24 protein-coding genes and 1 pseudogene are annotated in these 22,993 nt (G+C 46.7%); all 25 read left to right on the plus strand.

All coding sequences use genetic code 11. From position 1 onward, the window contains the following. Nucleotides 1–310 precede the first annotated feature (310 nt). The 25 genes and pseudogenes from tnpA to JRI95_12680 all read left to right on the plus strand — a co-directional run bounded on the left by tnpA (nucleotide 311) and on the right by JRI95_12680 (nucleotide 22,897). Nucleotides 311–688, plus strand: a pseudogene (gene tnpA / locus JRI95_12560) (IS200/IS605 family transposase). Nucleotides 689–1,099: 411 nt separating this feature from the next. Then, nucleotides 1,100–2,299 carry a PDZ domain-containing protein gene (locus JRI95_12565; protein ID MBW2062373.1) on the plus strand — a complete coding sequence of 400 codons (1,200 nt, stop codon included), beginning with the start codon at nucleotides 1,100–1,102 and terminating at the stop codon, nucleotides 2,297–2,299. A gap of 148 nt (nucleotides 2,300–2,447) precedes the next feature. Continuing rightward, on the plus strand, nucleotides 2,448–3,254 hold the full coding sequence (locus JRI95_12570) for a trypsin-like peptidase domain-containing protein (GenBank protein ID MBW2062374.1): 807 nt from the start codon (nucleotides 2,448–2,450) through the stop codon (nucleotides 3,252–3,254). 26 nt (nucleotides 3,255–3,280) lie between these two features. Beyond that, a complete protein-coding gene (locus JRI95_12575; GenBank protein MBW2062375.1) occupies nucleotides 3,281–3,532 on the plus strand; it encodes a DUF1049 domain-containing protein in 252 nt (83 codons plus the stop codon). Nucleotides 3,533–3,554: 22 nt separating this feature from the next. Next, nucleotides 3,555–4,487, plus strand: coding sequence for a cation transporter (locus tag JRI95_12580; GenBank protein MBW2062376.1), 933 nt, complete (start codon nucleotides 3,555–3,557; stop codon nucleotides 4,485–4,487). 57 nt (nucleotides 4,488–4,544) lie between these two features. Further along, nucleotides 4,545–4,925: a rhodanese-like domain-containing protein gene (locus tag JRI95_12585; GenBank protein ID MBW2062377.1), complete on the plus strand. Its 381-nt coding sequence runs from the start codon at nucleotides 4,545–4,547 to the stop codon at nucleotides 4,923–4,925. 42 nt (nucleotides 4,926–4,967) lie between these two features. After that, nucleotides 4,968–5,171 (plus strand): hypothetical protein, encoded by a 204-nt coding sequence (locus JRI95_12590; protein MBW2062378.1) that lies wholly within the window; start codon nucleotides 4,968–4,970, stop codon nucleotides 5,169–5,171. Between the two features lie 13 nt (nucleotides 5,172–5,184). Then, nucleotides 5,185–5,871: a tetratricopeptide repeat protein gene (locus tag JRI95_12595; protein ID MBW2062379.1), complete on the plus strand. Its 687-nt coding sequence runs from the start codon at nucleotides 5,185–5,187 to the stop codon at nucleotides 5,869–5,871. A gap of 13 nt (nucleotides 5,872–5,884) precedes the next feature. Beyond that, nucleotides 5,885–6,529, plus strand: a complete 645-nt coding sequence (locus tag JRI95_12600) for a LemA family protein (GenBank protein MBW2062380.1) — start codon at nucleotides 5,885–5,887, stop codon at nucleotides 6,527–6,529. Between the two features lie 118 nt (nucleotides 6,530–6,647). Next, nucleotides 6,648–7,457, plus strand: coding sequence for a cation transporter (locus JRI95_12605; GenBank protein ID MBW2062381.1), 810 nt, complete (start codon nucleotides 6,648–6,650; stop codon nucleotides 7,455–7,457). A gap of 62 nt (nucleotides 7,458–7,519) precedes the next feature. Then, complete coding sequence (locus JRI95_12610) at nucleotides 7,520–9,733, plus strand: PDZ domain-containing protein (protein MBW2062382.1); 2,214 nt, start codon at nucleotides 7,520–7,522, stop codon at nucleotides 9,731–9,733. Nucleotides 9,734–10,194: 461 nt separating this feature from the next. Next, on the plus strand, nucleotides 10,195–10,710 hold the full coding sequence (locus JRI95_12615; protein MBW2062383.1) for a NifB/NifX family molybdenum-iron cluster-binding protein: 516 nt from the start codon (nucleotides 10,195–10,197) through the stop codon (nucleotides 10,708–10,710). 9 nt (nucleotides 10,711–10,719) lie between these two features. Then, complete coding sequence (locus tag JRI95_12620) at nucleotides 10,720–11,556, plus strand: trypsin-like peptidase domain-containing protein (GenBank protein MBW2062384.1); 837 nt, start codon at nucleotides 10,720–10,722, stop codon at nucleotides 11,554–11,556. Between the two features lie 1,080 nt (nucleotides 11,557–12,636). After that, nucleotides 12,637–12,891, plus strand: coding sequence for a hypothetical protein (locus tag JRI95_12625; GenBank protein ID MBW2062385.1), 255 nt, complete (start codon nucleotides 12,637–12,639; stop codon nucleotides 12,889–12,891). Between the two features lie 444 nt (nucleotides 12,892–13,335). Further along, nucleotides 13,336–14,415, plus strand: coding sequence for a hypothetical protein (locus JRI95_12630; GenBank protein MBW2062386.1), 1,080 nt, complete (start codon nucleotides 13,336–13,338; stop codon nucleotides 14,413–14,415). A gap of 39 nt (nucleotides 14,416–14,454) precedes the next feature. Next, a complete protein-coding gene (locus tag JRI95_12635; GenBank protein MBW2062387.1) occupies nucleotides 14,455–14,886 on the plus strand; it encodes a 50S ribosome-binding GTPase in 432 nt (143 codons plus the stop codon). 58 nt (nucleotides 14,887–14,944) lie between these two features. Further along, nucleotides 14,945–15,184, plus strand: coding sequence for a ferrous iron transport protein A (locus JRI95_12640; GenBank protein MBW2062388.1), 240 nt, complete (start codon nucleotides 14,945–14,947; stop codon nucleotides 15,182–15,184). A gap of 107 nt (nucleotides 15,185–15,291) precedes the next feature. Next, a complete protein-coding gene (locus JRI95_12645; GenBank protein ID MBW2062389.1) occupies nucleotides 15,292–15,750 on the plus strand; it encodes a hypothetical protein in 459 nt (152 codons plus the stop codon). A 13-nt stretch (nucleotides 15,751–15,763) separates the two neighbouring features. Next, the gene (locus JRI95_12650; GenBank protein ID MBW2062390.1) at nucleotides 15,764–16,828 is read left to right on the plus strand and encodes a rod shape-determining protein; all 1,065 of its coding nucleotides are present in this window, start codon (nucleotides 15,764–15,766) and stop codon (nucleotides 16,826–16,828) included. A 274-nt stretch (nucleotides 16,829–17,102) separates the two neighbouring features. Beyond that, nucleotides 17,103–17,423, plus strand: a complete 321-nt coding sequence (locus JRI95_12655; GenBank protein ID MBW2062391.1) for a hypothetical protein — start codon at nucleotides 17,103–17,105, stop codon at nucleotides 17,421–17,423. 352 nt (nucleotides 17,424–17,775) lie between these two features. Next, nucleotides 17,776–18,483, plus strand: coding sequence for a hypothetical protein (locus tag JRI95_12660; GenBank protein MBW2062392.1), 708 nt, complete (start codon nucleotides 17,776–17,778; stop codon nucleotides 18,481–18,483). A 1-nt stretch (nucleotide 18,484) separates the two neighbouring features. Continuing rightward, nucleotides 18,485–19,474 carry a hypothetical protein gene (locus tag JRI95_12665; GenBank protein MBW2062393.1) on the plus strand — a complete coding sequence of 330 codons (990 nt, stop codon included), beginning with the start codon at nucleotides 18,485–18,487 and terminating at the stop codon, nucleotides 19,472–19,474. Nucleotides 19,475–19,744: 270 nt separating this feature from the next. Continuing rightward, the gene (locus JRI95_12670) at nucleotides 19,745–20,947 is read left to right on the plus strand and encodes a hypothetical protein (GenBank protein MBW2062394.1); all 1,203 of its coding nucleotides are present in this window, start codon (nucleotides 19,745–19,747) and stop codon (nucleotides 20,945–20,947) included. 16 nt (nucleotides 20,948–20,963) lie between these two features. After that, nucleotides 20,964–22,343: a HEAT repeat domain-containing protein gene (locus JRI95_12675; protein ID MBW2062395.1), complete on the plus strand. Its 1,380-nt coding sequence runs from the start codon at nucleotides 20,964–20,966 to the stop codon at nucleotides 22,341–22,343. A 26-nt stretch (nucleotides 22,344–22,369) separates the two neighbouring features. Continuing rightward, nucleotides 22,370–22,897, plus strand: coding sequence for a hypothetical protein (locus JRI95_12680; protein ID MBW2062396.1), 528 nt, complete (start codon nucleotides 22,370–22,372; stop codon nucleotides 22,895–22,897). Nucleotides 22,898–22,993 lie beyond the last annotated feature (96 nt).

A 22,993-nucleotide genomic window follows, 5' to 3' on the forward strand; every position in this document is an offset into this window, starting at 1 on the left:
CATACACAATACATAGCCTTGATAAAGCTATCTGAAAAGATAATGGTTATCAGTCTCTGAAGGTAATTCTCGCCTTAAATTGATTCCTCCCTAAAAATAAGGTCTTTTTTCCTAGAAATGAGTCCTGAACCTCATTTACTCCTTCTATCCTATTAAAGTAAATTTTTATTATGGGCATCAAGAAAAAGGAGAGGGGTTTCGGACATGATGGGTGTGGGGGCGTAGGCCCCACTCCTTTAGCGAGCCAACACTGTTGGCGAGCCTAAGTTTATATTAGAGTAACCCCGACATTTAATCAGGGGGTTACTAAATGGAAGGATACAGGAAGTCATCACATGCAACATATTGATGTGAATACCATTTTCTCTGGGTGCCTAAGTACAGATATCAAGTGTTAGTCGGAGAGGTCAAGCCTCGGCTCAAAGAAAATTTAGTGGAGTTATGCGAGTGGTTAGATGTGACGATCATAGAAGGAGCCATCGCCTCCGACCATGTCCACGTGTACCTGTCTGTTTCTCCGAAGTATTCTCCAGCGCATATGATGAAAACTCTGAAAGGTAAGAGTGCAGAATACTTGAGAAGGGATTTTCCAGAACTAAGTAAGAAATACTGGGGTATGCACCTGTGGGCACGAGGTTACTTTGTCACCACCGTAAGCATTGACCGTGAAATCATACGAAAATATGTCAAAGAACAACAAGATGGTCAAATAAGAGAAGACCAGCCTCGGCTATGGAAAGACAACAGCGAATGACATTGTCAGGAGTTGTTGTCTTCTTAAAGCCACCGACAAGGTCGGTGGTAATTTACTACAAGCGGGCTCACAGCTTCAGGTTCTGAAATACTCCGTTTACATTTTCCGGAGCTGGGGCAAGCTTCATTTTGAGCAGTCAGGATAAATGCTTACACTTCTTACTTTCTTATTATTATCTGTTGTTCTTTTTTTTATCATCCGAAAGCTCGTCCGTCAGCGCCTCATCATTCATCGACTGCGCGGAGAGCTAAAACGGCATGGTGTGCGTTTAAAGGAGGAAACAAGAAAGGAGAAGGGTGTTCTTGGTATGTTTAACTGGTTCAGAGGTTCAGAAAGGGATAAAAAATGAATAATGAAGGGAAACTGTGTCCACATAACTTTCCACTCTGGGTCGCTTTTCTGATGGGAATGGTGGTCATAATTATTGCTATTGTGGTCTTTGACTTGGTTTCTATAAGGGGCCGCATGGGGCTTGATGTCGCGAGATCAAGCTTTGATGTTACTTCAATCTACCAGGGGACAAGCAGCACTCAGGCCGGTCTTCAGCCTGCGAGCTACACCAAGGATGGCGAAGGAGAAACAGGGGCATGGCTGGGCATTGAACCGGCGGATGTCACCGAAGATATGGCCAAACAATTGGGACTCAATATTTCAGGTGGCGTACTCATCAGCAAGGTGATTGAAGGTTCACCAGCCGAAAAGGCAGGACTGCTGCAGGGAGATATTATTTATGAATTGGACCGTAGCGAGGTGGAAACTAGCGACGGACTTCGCCAACTGCTAAGCGAAAGCGAACCTGGTGAGAGGGTGCGGATCGTCCTGTTTCGCGACAGCAAACGCAAAGTGATTTATGCCAAATTAGGAGAACCCCCAGAAGGTTCGACATCATCTGTCAGGCAAATTGCCGGAGAAATCATTCCCAATGACCTGAAATGGGGTATCGTCGTCTCTGAGCTGACGGAATCGTTACGCAAGGCCTACGGCATTCCGGGTAATGAAAACGGCGTGATCGTATTGATGGTGGCACCCGGGAGCGCGGCAAATACGGCGGGAATCATTAAAGGAGATATGATCCGCCAGGTCGGTGAAACCCGGATATATGATCTGGCCGACTTTTTTGAGGCTATTGATTCCAGCGATAACCGCAGCTTCCTATTGAACATTCGCCGGCAGAACACTCAACTTTATGTCAATATTGTCGCGGTTTCGCCGTTATTGCCTGTGGGCGGCCCCGCCGGTTCAGAAGAGGATGATTCCACAGAAGAATCCGAGGGATTAAAGGGGATACCTGCGGAGATACCTCCCCAGGGTAAACCTGAGGTGTCCTCAACGCAGCAGAGCCAGGGGTTTACCACGGCACAGGAAGGCATTGGCATGAACCGCCCTTTGTATGTGCCCGGATATGATCAAACTCAGAGCGGCGAGCCTGAGGATAAAGCCACTCCGTCTCTTAAAGTCATTTCAAATACCGTGACAGGAAATTCTGATAGTGACGATGATTCTCCTGTCTGCAAGAGAATTCAGGATATGACACTCATACTTTAACCGAAACATCGTCAAGAAGAGAAGGAGTAAATATTTGGATCGTCTCAAAGAGTTTCTGGCAAGCTACGTAACAGGGGTGTTTTCGGTTCTCATCGTACTGAACGTGATAATTGTGCTGTTTAGTCTGATGGGGATCGGGTGGGATAAGATGATAAGTGTGCCGGCATATCTTATGGAAGCGTTTCAGGAACCTTCTCACTTCTTTTCTCGGTGGAACTCGACGCTTGATTCTAACAGACAGATCAAAAACGTGGCCGGTGTGATCAGCAGTTCCGACATCCAGCTCGTCTGTTCTGATGAGACTTTTGCGACAGCCGTATCCAAGGTTCGGCCGGCGGTAGTGAATATCTCATGTGAGGCCATCGGGCGTGCCACTGCAGGCTCCGGGAGCCTGCGATTTGATGATGCGGCCCAGGATTTATTGAGCCTGGGCGGCATCGGGTCAGGAATAATCGTTGACCCGGCCGGATACATTCTTACTTGCTACCACGTGGTTTCCCGGGCCTCCAACATCACCGTCACACCCTTCGGCTACGAGGTTAGGCGTTATCCTGCCCGTGTGATTGCCAAGGATGAGGCCGTCAATCTGGCCATACTTCGAATTAACCCCGCATATGAATTGCCTGTGGCGACCTTGGGAGATTCCTCCCAAATGGAAGTAGCCGACATGGTGCTGGCCATTGGGAGTCCCTTCGGGCTTGAGCAGAGCGTGACCCACGGCATTATCAGTGACAACCGTCGGGATATGCTAATCAATGGAAGGGGTTACAGTGGAATGATGCAGACGGACGTACCCATTAACCGGGGCTCCAGCGGGGGACCATTGATAAATGTCAACGGTGAAGTGGTCGGTATCAACATGGCTATCTATGCACCGACAGGAGTTTACAGCGGTGTGAGCTTTGCTCTGCCTATAAATCAGGCCAAACCGCTGATAGCGAGGATAATTAAGTAAAAAATCACTGGAAATCAGGTTATGCAATGAAAAAAATAACAATATTACTCTGGATAGTAAGCACCATAATAATGCTGGTAGTAGCAGTGTTGTTTATTATTGTGAATTCAAGCCCTGCTCATGTGGATCTGTTTTTCATCGAAGGTGATTCTGCGGTATTTATGGTTATATTAGTCTCGTTTTTATTAGGGTTCTTTTCGTGTCTTCTCTTCCTGTGGTTGAGACGGCTTCTGAGGCGTCTTAAAGAGAAGGAGCCATCTCTGATCGGCGAAATTTAAGGGAATTTAAGGTACATGGATAATGGTTGACAGGCTCAAGGGACAGACCCTGGATGATCTTTACGGACCTGAGACGGTAGAGGCAATTCAACCGGGTGAGGTTGATATCGAGCGGGTTTACTGGATACTATTTTGGGCCAACCTGGGGCTTGCTTTTTTAAAGATTACAGTGGGGGCTCTGGGATACAGTCGATTACTTATCATTGACGGGCTGAATTCCGCTGCCAATGCCATGGTGATCACAACGATTCTCTTCGGAGAACGGATGAGTCACCCAGGGACAATGAGCAAGAAATACCCCTATGGCAAGGGAAAGGCCCAGTATCTGGCCGCCTCGCTCGTCGGGATTCTCCTGGCTGCAGGGGCGTCGGTGATTCTGGCCCTGTCCGTCAAGACATTTTTTTCACCCAACAGTTTTGAGCCAACCGGAATAGGACTGGCAACAGCCTTGATTTCCGTGGGTGGAAATTTGATGTTGATTCGATTTCTGAAATACTCCGGCTTGCCCGTTGAAACGGGAAATATCAAGAAGATTGCCCGCCTGCAGACCCTCAATATAGCCGCCTCCTGTGTGGTCATCCTGGCCCTTCTTCTGGGAGGGATATTTGGGTGGTTTATTGCGGAACGAATGGGGAGCATCAGTATTTCGTTATTGGTGCTCTGGTTGAGTCTCAGGATTAAAAAAAGCGCTCTGGACGGGATAATGGATAGAAGCGCTGACAAAAGGACAAATTCCAGGATCTCAACTCTGGTAAGTTCTTTAGATGAAGTTGAGAAGGTACGGTGGATCCGCACGCGTCATGTCGGACAGAACCTTCTTGTTAACCTTTACGTAGGGCTGAAAGGCGACTGTTCGACTAGGCTGGCGGATCAGATCTCCGAACGGATTCGGGAACGCTTATCTTCAAATATGGAAAGGATCTCTCATGTTTCGGTGCACTTCTATCCGGTCTGATTTCCGATTACCCCGTCTGCTTGTGGGCCTTCTGGCAATGGGATTTGCCCTTGTGGTATGGCCTGCGGGGCCAAGACCCCTTCTTCCAACAATACTTCTGCCAGGGCGTCTTTTGGTTACCTTTCTCCCGAGGAATTGAAGGCCACGATTGATCGGGGCGAGATTTTCAATTTGGTGGATGTGCGAAGCGTTCAAGAATACATTGCCGGGCATTTGCCAGGGGCAATTTCGATTCCATACGGGCAATTGCCATACCGCTACCGGCAATTGATGGACCCCAGGACATTAACAGTGATTTACTGTCAGACCGGGTTAAACAGCATCCTCGCCGCTCAAATGCTGGCAGGTCTTGGGTTTTCCGATCTGTATAACCTTTCCGGCGGCTTTAATGGCTGGGAGTACGCGGTTGAATTGAGCAATAGGCGTCAAGTGATCTAACCGCCTGTAATCGTTATATTAAAAGAAAAGAGGAGGGAATTAATGAAACACATCATCATTGGATTTGTGGGGATTATTATAGGGCTGTGGGGGATTGCGCTGAACTGGTACCAATTCCTGGATCTCCTGTGGATATTGATACCCATAGCGGTTCTTTTTGGGGGAATCGTCGCTCTTCTGGCAGGGATAAGCAACTTCAGCAAGAACTCTCAACCTGAAGCCACTGCTGAACCGAACAAGCTTTAAGGGGAATGGAAAAATGACTAAGAGCAGTAAGAAACAACGGGAAGTTATTGAGGAAGAGAAGGGACCGAAGGATAAGATACCGCTGAGCTTTTCTCTTCAATGGCCGATGATGAAGGCGTACCAAGCGGTATCTTCTGTAGTGGACAGTTATAAAAAGATGTTCAAAATCGGTCCTGCTGATCTGAAAAGCCTGTATCTAAAAAAGTACGAGGCAGCAGACCGCCGGGGAGAGACATGGAAGTGCATTCGCTGGATGGAAAAGATTACCTCGCTCGACCCGAAAGATCCCGATGGCTTCTACCGATTGGGCATCGCTTATGAGAAGAATAAAGACATCGAAGACGCAATCAATGCCTACAGGCAAGTTATAAAAATCAAACCGGATCATGCCAAGGCCCATTACCGCACAGGAATACTTTACCTTTCCCGGCAGGAGTTCAAAAGGGGCGTCGAGCTACTGGAAAAGGCCCTGAAAATTGAGCCTGAATCTGCCGAGATAAATTTCCGGCTGGGAGTAGGCTACGACCGCATGCAGGAACATGAAAGAGCCATTTTCTATTTCTTAAAAGCACTGGAAATCAAGCCGGACTTCCTCAAGGTAAATAAGCATATGGCACTGACATATGACGTTATGGGGAAGCATAAAGAGGCGGTGGAGTGCCTGAAACGGGCCTTGGAGCTCGAAGAGATGTCTGCCTAGAGAGGGTAAGGCCATGGCAAATTTTGAAGGGATCAGTACCGAGGAACTTAAAACGTTTCTCTTCAAAAACACACAGAGGCTGAGGCTATTAAAAGGGATTTTGATCGGAGTGATTATCTTTTTAGTCGTGATCCTCATTGGACACGCAATCTATTACTATAATCGCCTCACGATCTTCAAGTACGATGTGCAAAATGCCGGGGCTAAGGTCGAAAGCGCGATTCAATACCGGGTAAATCTGGTGCCGGTATTGATTAGAAGTGTGGTTGATTTCGTTGCGCACGAGGATAATGTGTTTATCCAGGCTGTGGATGCCAGGGAACGGTCCTTGACAATGGCCGGACAGGTCTCCAAAGAGCTTCAAAAAAGTGCCGGAAGGCCGATAGAAGAAATTTTGGATAAAATCATGGCCATTGCCGAACAATATCCGGACCTCAAGGTAAGCGAATCATTTCAGCTGTTGATGAAACTGGTCGCTGACACGGAGGTGGAAATCCTGAAACAGAGGATCAACTATAATGATAAAGTGAACGTCTATTCGACTGCCAAGGCGGTGTTTCCCGGTAATATTTATTCAGTATTGTTCGGTTTTTCCACCTATAACTATTTTGAAGGAAGCCGACAGTCAGAGTGGTTGAAGTCGGTGATTCAAAAATAGCAGAAGGCTGCAGAGGGCAAGGACGATGGAGGGGATTGAGAAAAATCAGGAGGTGTACCCTCAATGTCACTGGTGCGCAGAAAACGTTGGCTGGATTGCTTTATGGGGCAACATCGGCATGTTTGTCCTAAAGCTTTTCTGCGGTATAGTTGGAAATTCCAAGGCCCTTATTGCAGATGCCGTGCATTCATTTATAGATATTCTCACCGCGACGGTTGTGTTGATCAGCCTGCGCGTCAGCAAAACCCCGCCGGACAAAGAGCACCCCTACGGTCACGGCCAGGTGGAATATATCACCACTTTATTGATCGGAATATCACTGATAATTGTGATGTTATTTATCTGTTACGACTCCCTGATGGATATCGTCCACGGGGTCACCCAGCAGCCGAAGCTGATCGCGCTCCTTGCTCTGGTCGTCTCTATCGTGGCAAACGAATTGATGTTTCGGCAATCTTATTGCTGCGGAAGCAGATTCGGGTCTCCGGCGATGATTGCAAATGCGTGGGAGAACAGGGCCGATGTCTATACATCCCTTGGAGCACTCGTGGGAGTGGTTGGGGCCCAGTTAGGGTTCCTGTTTATGGATCAGGTGGGTGCGATGCTGGTGGCGATATTGATTGCCCGGACTGGAATTGAAATGCTGCGTAACGCCTGGTACGGTATTCTGGATCGTACCCTTGAGGAAACCATTGAAAATCGGATCCGGAAGGAGGCAAACGCGGACCCTGGTGTACGGGAGGTGGCTTCCTTACAAACGAGAGCGATCGGACAGAACCTGGCAGTAGATTTGAAACTCGGGGTCTCACCGAACCTGACATTGCGTGAGGCCTCCGAGATCACCGAGCGTGTGAAGGGCGCCTTGTTAAAGAAAATAGAAAATGTAGGATTAATTGACGTCAGCCCCACCGGGCGTAAAAACGATTGAAGTGAGGGAATTGACGGAAATAAAACAGATAACCCGAAGCTGGATGTGAAAGGATAATGACAATGATAGATGATCTGAATACCGAGGCCCAGAGAATGGCAGCAAAAGAAAAGAGCCTTCTCTCTGTGAAAAGGAGTTTGAAGTGGTGGACGATCGCACTGGTTCTCCTGGTGATAGTAATCCTGGGCCTGGTTGGAGTGTCCATGTTTCGGAATCCCTTGCCCGGAGTCAAGGGTAGTAAAACAGGGTCCTCGGCGGCATATATGGGTGTGGAGATTCAGGATTTGAAGGAGTCCATTACCGATGCCCTGGACTTGAGATATAGCGGCGGAGTGGCGGTTACCAGGGTGATTCCTTCTTCCCCGGCAGCCGAGGCCGACCTTAAATCAGGAGACATCATTCTGCGTTATGATCGTTCAAAGGTGGAGAGCAGTACCGAACTACAGGAGTTGCTTGCAGCGGCCAGTCCGGGAGATGCGGTCAGGATCGTGCTGGACCGTGACGGCCAGGTAAGAACCCTCTATGTCAAACTCGGACAGCGTCCGTCTTACCTGATTCAAACCGCTTCCACTTCTACTGCCCAGACAGATCCGAGCGCGGAATGGGGTTATACCCTTTCCCCGTTAACTCCGGATCTGGTCCAGAAGTTATCACTGCCTTCTTCGATCAGGGGCGTGGCTGTTGTAGCAGTATCTCCCTCCGGACTGACAAATAGTGCAGAGGTATTGCCCGGGGACGTCATTGTTAGTGTAAACCGGCAGCCCACACCGACCCTGGCAAGTTTCTATAAGGCAATTGAAGATCAACCGTCCGTGGTTCTTAAGATTTACCGGAGCGGCCAGGAAGTGTATCTCCAGTTGCAGGCAGGGTCCGTATCGCCTCCTCTTGCCACCATAGCAGGTAGTTTAACCGAGGGCATCCCGCTTCCGAGCCTCGTGGCAGTAGCCGCCACCGGAAGCGATTTAAATGCCCAGGTGGCGACGCGGTTCGGTACCGCCCCATACTTTCTTATGGTGGACATGGCCACAAATCGGTTTATGGCCATCCCAAACAATGCCATAGCCGATGCCAGAGGATATGGCATTGCGGCTGCACAGCTCGTGGCCGCTCGGGGAGCGAAAGCAACCATTGCCGGGGCATACGGTCCCCAGGCCTATGATACGCTGAAAGCCCTCAGCATCATACTTTTTGTTGCTTCACCTGTCAAGATTTCCGATTCGCTCAGCCAGTACCGTTCAGGCCTCCTCTCCCAGGTGACCGAACCAACACTCCCCGGCTATGGCTATGCGCGGAGCATTATTACAACCGGCGGAAGCCCTTTCTCAAGTGACAGCAGCGAGGAGGATGAAGAGAGCGAGGGCTATAAGGGTATACCCTATACCGTCCCTCCCCAGGGCAAGTACGATCCTTCTCTGGACCCGGCAAACAACCCGCAGACGACCGCAGGCTCGACCCAGCGCACGGATTACTGCTACTGCCCCTATTGTAAAATTCTGGTTCCCCACCCCGCAAGTATTCCTTGCTCTGAGCTGAAGTGCCCACAGTGCGGGTACCGGCTCATGAACTGGGATTCCGGAGCTTTAGCACCCGGCTCAACCCAGCCTTCCGCCAACTATACCCAGCCACCGGTTCCAAGCCAGAATCAATTACAGGCGGCAGGAACCGGCGCCACTGTTTTGCCCGGTAGTGCCGGAACGCTGAACCTCAATCAGCAAATTGAATACTGCTATTGTCCGGTTTGTAATGTTGTTCACGAACATCCCGCAGGCGTCCCTTGTTCATCCCTTGTGTGCGCGACATGTGGAAGCCGATTGATCAGTCTTAATCCAGGCTCCAGGAATACCCAGATTTTGTCTTCTGCAGGGACAGTGGTTGGCGGGCAGCCTGCGACTATTCCTCCCATGGGACAGACATCCGCAGGCATTACTGTCGGTGGGCAGCCTGCGACCATTCCTCCCACGGGACAGACATCCGCAGGCATTACTGTCGGTGGGCAGCCTGCGACCATTCCCTCCATGGGACAGACATCCGCAGGCATTACTGTCGGTGGGCAGCCTGCGACCATTCCCCCCATGGGACAGACATCCGCAGGCATTACTGTCGGTGGGCAGCCTGCGACCATTCCCCCCATGGGACAGACATCCGCAGGCATTACTGTCGGTGGGCAGCCTGCGACTATTCTGTTGGCGGAGGACAAACGGCGGCCGCGAGCAGTTTGCCAACGGGTGTCTTGCAAGGCACTGTTGATGGGAGTTGTGTGTGTCCTAAATGCTTGACAACGGTTCCCCATGTGCGCGGCTCCGCCTGTTATACGATTCCCTGCCCAAGGTGCGGCACACTTATGGTCCGCGAGGGTGCGGTCATTAACCAGTTGGGGGCGGCAAATCAAAACATTGCCCCTAGAGCTCAGACATCCGCAGGGACTTTGTATGAAGGACAGCCTAAGACAAGTACGCTCCCGTTAACCGGAACCCAGACGCCCATTCAAGGAACACCCCAAAGGCCATCTTACGCTGGTGCTGCAAAGGGGCAAAGAGATCTGGACCCCCCCAGTGCTTCACCTACGGGACAAACTTCAGCAGGCATTCCTGTGGCTGGGCCAACCAATATTCCTTCGGGAGGGCAAGGGCAAACGCAAACGGCGCCCCGAATGGGTCAGACATCACCAGGCATTCCTGTGGCTGGGCCAACCAATATTCCTTCGGGAGGGCAAGGGCAAACGCAGACGGCGCCCCGAATGGGCCAGACATCACCAGGCATTCCTGTTGGCGGACAGCCTGCGACTAACCCTCCCATGGGACAGACATCTGCAATGCCGGTTGCCGGAGAGAACTCAGGGAATATCGTAATTGCCGCAACCGGCTCTACCATGGATGCGCAGGTAGCCCCTTTGTTTGATCGGGCCCCCTATTTTCTGATCGTGGGTTTAGGGACCTTCAGAGCAATGCCCAACCCTAACGTGCGAGATTTGACAGGAGTCGGTGTTCAATCGGCTCAGCTGGTGGTCAGTGAGGGCGTAAAGACCGTCATCACAAATGACATCGGTGTTAAGGCCCTGGAAGAGCTGGCCAAATTGCGTGTTCAGGTCTTTCCCGGGGTGACTGGAACAGCCAAACAGGCGCTGGAATGGTACCAGAATGGACGACTGACGCCCGCTTCGCTCAGTACATCGAGCGCTGAGGAAGAAGAGCATGGCCCCCCCAGCTCCAGCAAGGCCAAGGCCAAGGGAGAGTCCTCTTCAAAAACACTTTAGGTGAGCAGTATGGCGAAACCGGGTATCAAAGTATTATTACTTGTGCTTTTAATTATTGTGACTGTGGTTCAAGTGGTCTTTCTGGCTGGATACTACCTGCTGACACCTGAAGCCCGATCGGCAGTTGTGGCGGGTGGGGCAGAGCCCGGTGTTATTCAGCTTACTTCTTGCGGCACAGAGGATCTGGGAGTGGTGGCGGCCAGGGTCCGGCCTGCTGTGGTATATATAACCGGCCATCCATCAACATCAAATAGCACATCACCGCCCAGAGGCCTCATATTTTTTGCTCCGGCAACACTGACAGGCGATAGAATGGGATCCGGAATGATTTTTGACTCGAGAGGCTATATCTTGACCAACTACCATGTGATAACCAACCTGACTGATATACGGGTAAGCCTCTTTGGGGATCAGGAACATGCCTATCCGGGTGAAGTGATTGCCTCGGACCCCCAGAAGGATCTGGGGGTCATCAAAATCAACACAGGATTTTCTCTGCCTGTTGTCACCTTAGGCAACTCGGATATGATTGAAGTGACTGATGAGGTTCTTGCAATCGGTTGTCCATTTAGCATGGAACAGTCCGTAAGTCACGGGATCATCAGTGACGCGAAGCGCACAGTGACTATTGAAGGACGCAACTATGCAGACTTGATCCAGACAGATGCAGCCATCAATTCCGGTAACAGCGGGGGACCGCTGGTTAATTTGAACGGTGAGGTCATCGGGATCAATGTGGCTATTTATGCCCCTAACAGGGTCTATTGCGGGGTTGGATTCGCCATCCCTGTTAACCAGACCAAGTTGCTGCTTATGAAGGTTAAATATCTGAAAGGAGAGACTTAAGGAAATCATGCTGAGCATTATAATTGGCCTCTGCCTGTTATGCTTCGGGATTATTGGGATAACGAGAAACTGGTGGGCAGTCTTAGATTTTGTCAGGATCGTTATCCCCGTAGGACTCCTTGTCTTAGGGGTAATTTCCGTCCTGGCGGGATTGAGCGATCTGAAAAAACCATCAACAATGAAGAGGCCTTGATCTTCGTTTGAGCCAATTGAAAGGAGGAAGATGCTGTTAACAACAAATTTCCAGAAAGGAGGTGAAGTACTATGACTCTCGGAGGTATAGGGTTGTTTTTAGCCATAACTGTAGCAGTAGTCGTTATTGGCGCGAAAGTAAGAAATAACACCCAAAAACTTCAGGAGCTTGAAGAACTCATGGCTAAGGAGTAATTGATTGATTTGTGTCCGATGCTTTGACCGAACAAAGTGCCCTGGTGGTGATAGTCCATATCGGGTGAAGATATCTCTGCCCGGCTGCGAGGCGTGGTATTCGGGATACTTGATGGATAAAAAGACAGAATAAGGAGAAAAGATATTATGATAAGTTTTGGCAGTATCATCGTGTTGGCATTGGTTATAGGTGTGATCATAATTGGCGCGAAAGTAAAAAATAACACCCAAAAACTTCAGGAGCTTGAAGAACTCATGGCTAAGGAGTAATTGATTGATTTGTGTCCGATGCTTTGACCGAACAAAGTGCCTCGGTGGTGATAGTCCATATCGGGTGAAGATATCTCTGCCCGGTTGCGAGGCGTGGTATTCGGGATACTTGATGGATAAAAAGACAGAATAATGATAATAAGTTTTGGCAGTATCATCGTGTTGGCATTGGTTATAGGTGTGATCATAATTGGTGCGAAAGTAAGAAATAACGCCCAAAAACTTCAGGAGCTTAAAAGCAACCTGAGTAAGGAATAAAATTTATTAGTAAAAGGAGAAGATGTTATGGCGGGACCATATGGAGTCGCGGATGGCACAGGACCCCTTTTGTTGCATACTAGTGGCACTACAACAGGAGGAATAACAACAGGAGGCACTACAACAGGGGGAACCATAACAGGAGGAATAACAACAGCAGGGACGGTGACTTCAACAGCAACCTCCGGTTCCTCAACAGTCTCAAGCGGACTGCAACAGACCGGGCAACTCTGCGCCACCAAGCTCGGGATCGCTAATATACTACCGGGAATATCTTTCTCAAGTGCTTCAGCCGGCACTGGATTCGGAATATTGGCGGGTCTGGGTATTGTTGGGGGCGTACTCCTTACAGGCGCTGTTTTTGCCGGGGTGGGTCTGCTCAGTTACGGCATCACCAAGGCCGCAATTGAGCCGGAGTAATACTAACCCGGGCACATAAATTATTGCCTTGATTGGGTTTGAACTCGGGGAAGGGAGGAATATGCGAGAGCCCGTTGCTACCTTCCTTAACGGCTAGTTTTCATTGAATATTTTAGTGAAACATAAAGTGCTCCAAAATTATGGCAGCCCCGTATAATGCGGGATTTAGTTCCCCTGGGAGTGGATGAGTCAATGCCCACCGCCTGTACAAAGTGCAACCTCGAACCTTCAATCGAGCGTTATTGAACAATTTGAGGATATTAAACTCCGAGTTTCCATGGTCTGTGGTGAAAAGTTGTAACCGCATTTTTCGCCGGTGTGAAAGGTGGGCATTTTTTTCAATGAAAGAGGAGGTGAATGACAATGGTGGACGAAAAAAATCTTGATGATTTAGAAAAACGTGTGGATGCATTAAGCGCTCAACGCTCTGGGGGAGATGCCCCATTGAATGCGGGGAAGGATGAAAGGGCAGCAGGGGCTTCGGAAAAATCTGTGGGTACAAGAGAGAAACTGACCGGGGAACATGCGGAGATCTCGGAAGGGCCGGTGGGACTGGACATAGGAACCAGCCACATAGTAGCAGCACAAAAAAAATTCAACTACATTGAGACAATTCAAGAGCTAAATGCATTTTTCACGGTCTCCAATACAAAATTTGCCAGGGATTTTCTTCATCAAAAAGATGTGATGTATTATGAACATGGAAACCAGTTTTACATTTTCGGCTATTCTGCCGAAAGTTTTGCAAACATGTTCAATACAGAGACAAGGAGGTCCATAAAGAATGGACTAATAAGCTCAAAGGAAGAGGATAGCATAAATGTCATCAAGGCCCTAGTATATACACTCATTCAGAAACCGAAGAATTTCGGTGAGACACTGTGTTTTGTAATTCCCGGCGAACCCCTTCAAGGAACCGGTTCCGTGGTGTACCATGAGTCAATTATCAAAAGGATTCTTGGTGGTTTGGGGTATTCTCCCATATCCATTAATGAAGGGATGGCCATTGTAGTATCAGAGCTTTCAAAAGATGACTATACAGGTATAGGGATAAGCATGGGCGGCGGTATGTGCAATGTCTGCCTCTCCTTCCTCTCTTTTCCCGTAATCACCTACAGTATTCAGATGGCAGGAGATTATATCGATGAAATGGTTGGAACATCTGTGGGAGAACCAGCCACAAAGATAAAGGTGATAAAAGAGGAGGAACTGGATCTTTCCGAGGCGCCAAAGGATCGCGTAACCACAGCCCTACATATCTTTTATGATGAACTCATATACAGACTTCTTGATCTTTTCCAGCGGGTCCTTTCTTCGGCAGAGAATGTCCCGAGGATCAAGGCTCCAATCCCGATCGTTTTGACCGGTGGCACAGCCATGCCAAAAGGATGCAAGGAGAAGTTTGAGGATATGCTAAAAAAGTTCAGCCTCCCCGTGGAGATATCTGAAGTGCGTCTTGCTGAAGATCCGCTTAATACCACTGCCAAGGGGGCCTTGATAATGGCAATGACAGAGGCGGAGTAAACGGTTAAGGGGCGAATCGCAGAATGTCGAAGGGACAAGATGAGTAACGATATTCAATCGTCTAAACAAAAGAAGGTCGTCATTGTAGGGCTGCCTAATACGGGTAAGACTCAGATGTTCAACAATCTTACCGGAGAGTACAGCCTGGTTTCCAACACCCTTCTTACTACCATAAAAGTAAAGAGAATCCTTTGTCTGCTGAATGATCAGCTCTATGAAGTGATTGATACTCCCGGCCTTTATTCTATGCAAACCGAACCCTGTGCGCCGCAGATGGGGCTTAACATGAGCATCCTCGGCAGAATGGGCACAAGCGCATTTTTAATAGCCTTTACGGTGCTGACCTTTGGGGAAATTGCAGCAGGATTGATCCTGAACAGGGTCCTCAAAGAGGAGAAAATGAGTGCATTTATACAGGAACTCCCCCCGATACGGTTGCCGAACGTAAAAGCCGTGCTTGTAAAAACCTAGATTTTTAGTAAAAAGCCTGCTACGCTAAGGTGAATGTTGCAAGCAGTCCACCAAGGTAATGGAGAGTTCGGTTCTCCCCTTAACAGAGCTCGACGCAAGGCAGTCCGCACGGGTTGCCTATGTCAATGGCAGGAACGATCAACGGATTCAGAAGATGGACGTCCTCCAGATCAGGCCTGGTGCCCAAATCAGGGTGCTTCAGAAATACCCCTGCCATGTGATTGAATGCGAAGGAGGCAATATCGCGATGGACAGCGAAGTCGCTTCCTGCATATTCGTATGGAGACGACCTGAGTAGTTTCATTCGCTCAGTGAAGGCCATATTGAACCATATGGTAAGGGTAGAGGATGGAGGGGTAAATTGACACGCAGAAGAAGACAGAGCACGCAATAGGGAGGATGGAGATGAAAGAAGCACTAAACCCTGAACAAAATGAATCGAATACCTTTCATGAGGCAGTAAAGGGCGCTCATGCAACGGTCGAATATGCTGGTCTTGTTTCGTGGAGTATCATAAGCAGGAGCAGTACCGCCATAATGGATGGAACCTCAAAAATCACCGAATCTGTGGGACGCAATGTCACAGAACCTTGCTTTGCAATAAAAAAGAAAATCCGGAAAGTCTTTGGTAAAAAGATGTACGTTGATGTCAATAAGGCGTACGTTGATGTGAAGATTAAGGATATTGAAGAAACAATAAAAAGGCTTGAGCAAAAATTGGCTCTCTTAGAAAAACATGGTGTAGGGATTGCCGGTGAAGCAGAATACCAGAAAATGAAAAAAGAGTTAGATGATGAAAGGAAAGGACTTATAGATATGATCGTCGAAGAAAACAAACAGTTGAGAACATTGCTAAAGGCATGATTAGGAGAGAGGCATGGCAAATAAAAGAGTTTTATGCCTTGGGATTGACCTTGGGACCTCACGAAGTGTTGTCGCAAGTGATAATGGAATGAGGACATTTGTTTCAAGCTATGTGGGTTACCCCAAAGACGCGGTTTCGAGGAAGATGTTTGGAAAAAAGAAGGCCGTCTTTGGTGATGAGGCCCTCAGGAACCGCCTGGCCCTTGAATTGCACAGACCTTTTGATAAAGGCAAGCTCAAATATACCGAATCTCTTGAAAAAAACCCTAAAGAGTTTGAAAAATCCAAACAGATTGCAAGAGAGCTTTTAAAGCACCTTATTGATCTTGCCACAGAAGAGGAAACAGAAGAGCTGATATTCAGAGGTGTCATCGGTGCTCCAGCCCTGGCCAGTACGAAAAATAAGAAAACACTGCTTGAAATAGCAGACGGAGTGCTTGACGATGCCATGATAGTATCTGAACCGTTTGCTGTTGCTTACGGCCTCAATCTTTTTTCAAGTGCTCTCATTATAGATATTGGAGCGGGTACTGTCGATCTGTGCAGGATGGCGGGAACCGTACCAACCGAAGAGGACCAGATAACCACACTGAAGGCCGGTGATTACGTTGACCAGGTTTTCCACGGCCTTATCCAGAAAAATTACACGGATGCAAACTTCACGGTGGCTATGGTTAAGAGTTTCAAAGAAGAAAACTCATTTGTTTCAAAACAGGGGGAAAGCGTTTTCATAGAGCTTCCTGTCCAAGGCAAACCGGTAAGCTATGATGTGACAGAAGAGCTCAGGGAGGCGTGCAGGTCTATTGTCCCTGAGATAGTGGAGGGGGTCAGGAAGCTTGTTGCCGCCTTTGATCCTGAATTTCAGAGGGGGTTGAAACGAAACGTTATTCTGGCAGGCGGAGGAAGCAAGATCGTGGGGTTGCGAAAGGAAATTGAAAATTATATAAAGGAGACACTGGGATACGGCAGGGTTACAGTGGTGGAGGAACCCCTGTACGCAGGGGCAAATGGCGCCTTGCGGCTCGCCAAAGACATGCCGGATGAATATTGGGATGAAGTCACAAGTATGAAAAAGTAAAAACAAACGTAACTGCACAGGTTTACGGTTCAGAGGTTCGGCGGTTGATGATCCCATGTTAGTAATCTAATGAAATCAATAACAAAGGGAAAAACGCGAAGGGATTAACCCTGAATCCCGAGTTCATCGGGAAACCGAAAACCGTGAATCTTGAACCGTGAACCAAGACCGACCTGGTGTCCAATTTTTACGCAATATCATGTAACTAAAGGGATTTCATGCTATATAAAAACTTATTCTTACAAGGTCTGTATAACTCAGAAAGGGGAAGAAAATGGAGAAAGATTTCAGATATGAAATGCGATATATTGGAGATGCCTTTGCGGATCAAGTTGAAAATTTGTGTCTTTATGTCAAGGACTTTGTAAGGGGCATCACATTGACATATAGTATCAATGAATTAAAAAAGGAGAAGGAAAAAGTTATTAGCAGGATAGGGGAAAGGGTGGTGGCCATCAGGAATAATGAACCGGGACAAAATTTGATTTCTGATGATACGCTGGCCAGGCTTTTTCAGAAGTTTGATATTATTCAAGGCAATATCAATGCCAGTATTAAGGAGAGGAAAACAAGGCTGTATCCCAATAAAACTTGATTAAAATTTTTTCGGCTTATTTGCAAAGGCACTCTCAAATCAAAAATTAAACTGCTTAACAATTTGACGAAATCCTCATGTTTAAAATTAAGCTTCGTCTAGAAAATCTGTGGGTGAACGATTGAGCCCATTTGAGATAATAAACTGTTTTTTCATAGAAAATTATACATCAGGAGCAAATTTTTTTCAGTCTCAGATGACAAGCACCGGCCGGTTCGGCGGTGCGATGAGAATGGACCTCTAAAAAGCTCGTCGGAATTGCGCCGCCGCAAATCGGCCGGCGCTCCGGAGATAAAAATATGGTTTGACAACCCACAGATTTTTTCAAAGAACCAAAATTAAAGAGGTTACTATGATAGAAGAAAATCGAAAAATAATGATATTGAATTATGATTCGGAGGCCACAGAGAAAGTAAGAGATATATTCCCTGAAAACTGTGATGTAACTACATCCGACAGCTTAAAAGATATCTCTGAAAAGGCTGATGAGGACTTTGATATTATTATAACCGGTTATGTGGTTCCTGCAGTTTCTGGGGACAGGACATGGTCTTATCTTCAAAATATCCAGAAGGCCCTTGATGAAGCAAAATCAGCTATGCAGGGAAAAAGAGATGCTAATGAAGCACTCATGCGGGAAACACAGGAAAAGCAGGATAACATTTTAGAGATGCTTAATGATCATGTACGCGGTGTTGAGAGTGAAGTGGCCGTGCTGAAAACCAAAATGGAAAGTATGACGGAAGAGACTGAAGCGGCTCGAAAGTCTAAGGAAGAGGCAATAGAGAAGGCGGAGGCGGCTTTTAAAGAAAAGGCTGAAGCAGAGAAAAAAGCAGAAGAAGCTCTCAAGGAAAAGGCCAGGACAGAAGAAGAATTTGATAAAATTCGAGAGGATGATGTCAAAGCCATCGCTAGCCTCGAGAAAGATGTAATTACCCTGAGGGAGGAGTTAGAAAAATCCATATCCCTTGCAGAGCAGGCTTATGCGGAAAAGGGTGTTATTGAAGAGAAACTTGCAAAACTCCAGGAAAATTGGGAAAAATACATGGAAGGTCAATAATATGTTAGAAAAAGACGATAAAAATATATACGATGAAATCAATGTATTGCAGGAGTTATTCCTTTCTTCGCGCGAAAAGCTCCGCGGGTTAAAAGCAAGGCTGGATGATAAGACATCCAATTTGGAAAAGGCTTCAGCAAGACTAAAATCGGCCAACAGAGAAGCCTTCATGGCTAACAAAAAGCTCAAAGATATGCAAAATGAGATTTCTTCATTTAAGTGGAAAATCTCCAAAATGGACGACAGCCTTAATTCCATAGATGAGGAGTCAAAAAGAATAGATACTGAACTAAATGACGCTACCGTAAAGAAACGCGATATTGATGAGGAAACGGCACAAATAGAATCGGGCATGCAGCAAACCCGAAATGCGATTACTGATATCGAATCACAAAGGCAAGAGATATTATCCGCTGTTGAAAAAACTGTTGCAGACAAAGCCAGGTTGTCTGAAGAGATATCAGACATGCTGTCAAAAACCTCTATTGAAAAAGAACAGAGTAATGCAGAGTTAAATGACCTCTCTTTAGACTTTTCAAGGTATATAAGTGAACGCGATCATACGAAAGGCCTGTTTGCCAAAAGGGAAAAAGTGGTTGGCGGATTAAAAGATGAGATAGCACTTCTTGAAAAGAAATGTTCGCAAATTGAGGAAACTATTGAACTCGAAAAAAAGGTAAATATTTTGAAATCCGATATTGAAAAATTGGAGGAAGAGGCCCAAACGAGCAGCCAGAAAGCAAATGAATTACAGAGAGTGCTCTCTGATAAAGAAAAAGAATTGAACGTTCTTTCCTCCGGGAATGTTGAAAGAAAAAACTCAATTGCTTCTCTTGAAAAAGAAGTCGGGCCATATTATGAATTAGTTTTAAAGGTTCAAAGTAGAGAGAATAAACTCTCTGAGTCAGGGGTTTTGATTGAGCAGGCTGTTTCAGATATGAAAAGTTTGTTCAGTCATAACAACATGCTTTTAGAAAAACTTTGCCTTTAATGACTGTCTATTTAGGCTAAGTTCTTATATTAGGGTAGGCGTTCACAGATTCAGAGTTATCTTTCTTTCGTTGACCTTGCTCGCCTGCCTGTCACTTTCGCGACGCAGACAGGTAGGCTGGCAAGTACTTGATAAAACCTCAACTGGTAGCGCTCACGAATCAATGGTTCAGGCGTGCCCGATGGATGGCAGGTGCGTTTGCGGTAAACCCACAACCCCGAATCCTGAACTCTGAACCCGTGAACCGTTACAGATTAAGGAATATATGAAATGAAAGAAACCGCTGATAGAATGAAAGAGCTCCGAAAAAGAAAAGTCCTCAATTACGCGGGTAAGTTAAGCGCTTTTCTGACCGCGAAAAAGAAAAAGGCGATCCTTGAGGCAGACATATTAAGAAATAATAAGGAGATAGAATATATCGATTACAGAATTGAAGAAATACAAAAACAACTCGATCAAAAAAATGATGCTATCAGTGAACTTGAACCCAGGATAGCTGAATCAAAAGAAAGGCTTAATCAACTCCGGCGTGAAAAACAACCTATTGAAGATGAGTATAAAAGATTGCTGGAGATTGAAAAAAATTTAGAAGAGAAGAAGGGGGAGATAGAGGAGAAAAAATCCAGGATTGCCGACCTCACTATGGATATCCGCAAAGGCACTGAAGAGCTTAACAGGGTAAAAGACAGAAATCAGCAGGCACTGGCCCGAAAAAAAGAGATTGAGGAAGAGATTGATTCCAATAAGGCAAGAATCAGCAGTTTGGAAGAAGAAATAGGGGTGATGACTAGCACAAGGGATATGATCAGCGGAAAGCTGCCGGATTCCATTGACATCGGAGAATTTCCGGGTTTGATGGGGGATCAGGCGAATATTGAAGAATATGTTGCGGAAATCGAGGGAATAATAGAGAAGACCGGAAATGAGATAACAACACTGAAGGCCCAAATAGAGGAAAGCCATACACTGGAAAAGTCTCTTTCTTCGGAAAAAGAAAGCCTTCAAAAACGGATGTTAGATCTCGAGTCCGATTTAACGACAGATCGGGATAAGGACTCAATGATAGCCGAAGTTGACACCCTCTCTGAACAGAGGGAACGTCTCAGCCATGAGATCGAAGGCAATAGAGAAGAGATTAAGCGTCTAGGGCCTATTATAATGGACCATAAAAACAGCCTTAAAAGGGAAAGAGAGATTGAAAGCGATTACAGGGAAAGGCTCGAATATCTCAACAATAAAAAGCAGGAGATGGCTGCTTTTGAGAATATTGAAAAAGAGTTGGAAAGGCTTAAAAACAAGATTCAGCAGCTCAATGTGGATACAGGGACCAATAAAAGTATTTTGGATATAATAAACAAGATAAAAGAACATGTGGAGTCAATAAACATGTCATTGGATACTGCGGCTAAAGACTATGATACCGTATTCAATGAATTTAAACATGTTTTACTGATATCAGGACATAATATTTAAAAGGGGGAGATTATCAATGGAAAATGAAAGGGTGAAAAGACCAGGTGTGTTAGGTTTCGTAGCAAAGGCATTAAACGAAGCTGGCGGAGCGCTTGTGGATGTATTTGATCTGGGTTCCATGGCTGTTGATAAAATAGTTCCGACATTTAAAAAAGTGCCTGATTTACCCAGAAAGACAATTGAAATTGTTAAACCGAGCGAAACCGGAATTATTAAGGATAAGATCAGGAAAAAGAAGCAAAAAATAGGTGAGCTCTATCGCGAAATCGGTAAAGAGGGGGTTAAATATTCGGATATAGGCGCTGAAAGCCCTCTTGAAACAGAGCCTGTAAGAAGTTTGATTGCTGATGTCAGGGAGTATGAGAAAGAGATCGGGAGACTAAAGGGGCGTATAATTGAGTTGGAAGAAGAAAAGAAGAAAGGAGCGGTAGAAAAGGCTGAACTGGCAAAGGGCAAAGAGGAAATAGAAGAAGTTGAAGCGGAGCTTCCACCGGTCGGTAAGGCGATTAAGTCGGCCATAAAAACAGCCTTGAAATCCGGTCAACTTGAATCGGCCTCTGAGAAGACAAAATTCGAAAAGGTTGCCAATGACCTCCTTGATGACGAGATGGAGGTTAAGATATTGGCGGTTGCAGAGCTTGCGAAGATGAAAAACAAAGCTGCTGTGCCCGTGCTTGTCGAGGCAGTGGATTTCGAGGATTCAAATCTTACCTCAGAGATAATAAACGCCCTTATAGAATTAGGCGATTCCGGCGCGGTCCCTTTGTTCAAGGAAAAGGTTAAGGACCCCTATTATGGGGTGCGTGTCGCATGCCTCAGAGGACTGTACAAATTGGCAGAGGATGATGGGGAAGCGATAAAATTATTAACAAACGCCTTAAGGGACGAACACCCTGATGTAAGGAGATCCGCCATTACATTTATTGGATGGAGAGACAATGTGGATGCCGTGCCAACGCTTGTGCAATGTTTAAAGGACGAGGATAAAAAGGTGAGAAAGGCTGCATTGTCGGCGCTTGCAACTATCAGGGATGAATCATCGGTTCTTCCGCTTATCAGGGTCCTGAGGGACGAAGACCTTGATATGAGGAAAAAGGCCCTGGATGCCGTAAAGATGATTACCGGCGAAGATGTTGCTTTTGATTTGCAGGCTTCCGGGAAAGAATTGACTGAGGCAATCGATGAGCTGGCGAATTGGTGGCAGGAGAAGAGGTTTAGTGAGGTCGAAGTGGCGCCGCCTGAAGCGGAAGAAGAGGAATTTACGGAGGAAAAACTGACGAGGAAACTTAAAGCAGAGCTTATCGCCATTTGCGATGATCTTGGAATTGAAGGTGATGAAACCCTAACTAAGGCGGAGCTTATCAGGCTCATCCTTGAGAACAAGAAATCAGATTAAATACCCCGGAGACAGGGGGCATAGAAATGAACGAATCAAATCCAGGCTTTGAAAGAAAGACGCTTTTGTTAGAAGTGGAAGGTCTTGAACAGGAAAACAAGGCTTTGGCGGATCAGCTAAAGGATTTAGAGGTAAGGCTTTTTGAAAAGAAAAAGGAAGCCAATATACTTGCTGAAGGAACGGAGGGGGTAAAGGAAACTCTTATGCGGTTTACTTCCGAAGAGAATAACCTGTTGCACGAGAGGAAGTTTCTTGAGTCGGAAAAGGAAAAGCTTGTCGGTATCTATGATGGAGTTTCTGAAAGGTATGATACAAATATGTCCGTTCTTGAAGGTATGATCAAGGACACAGGGTTCATGAAGGGTGAAATTGGAGCGCTGATAATGAAAGTGGGCATGCTTGAAGGGGAAATTCCGCTAAAATTCAGGGATGCGGATAATCTGGATAAAAAGATCAAAGGGACATTCATCAGAGCATTAAATGATCTTCAAGAAAGGGTTCATGCTGTTGAAAGGAAGGCAAAGGTCCTCTATTACAAAAAGGAGATGGTATGAATGATTAATCTGAGGCGGTATTATCCGGTTGATTTGAGATCGATCGGAGTAGACAGGTCGCAGGCTGTATTGTTTATGTGAGGCTTTGACCTCGTA

The organism is Deltaproteobacteria bacterium (assembly GCA_019308995.1).
Taxonomy (GTDB): Bacteria; Desulfobacterota; Desulfarculia; order Adiutricales; family JAFDHD01; genus JAFDHD01.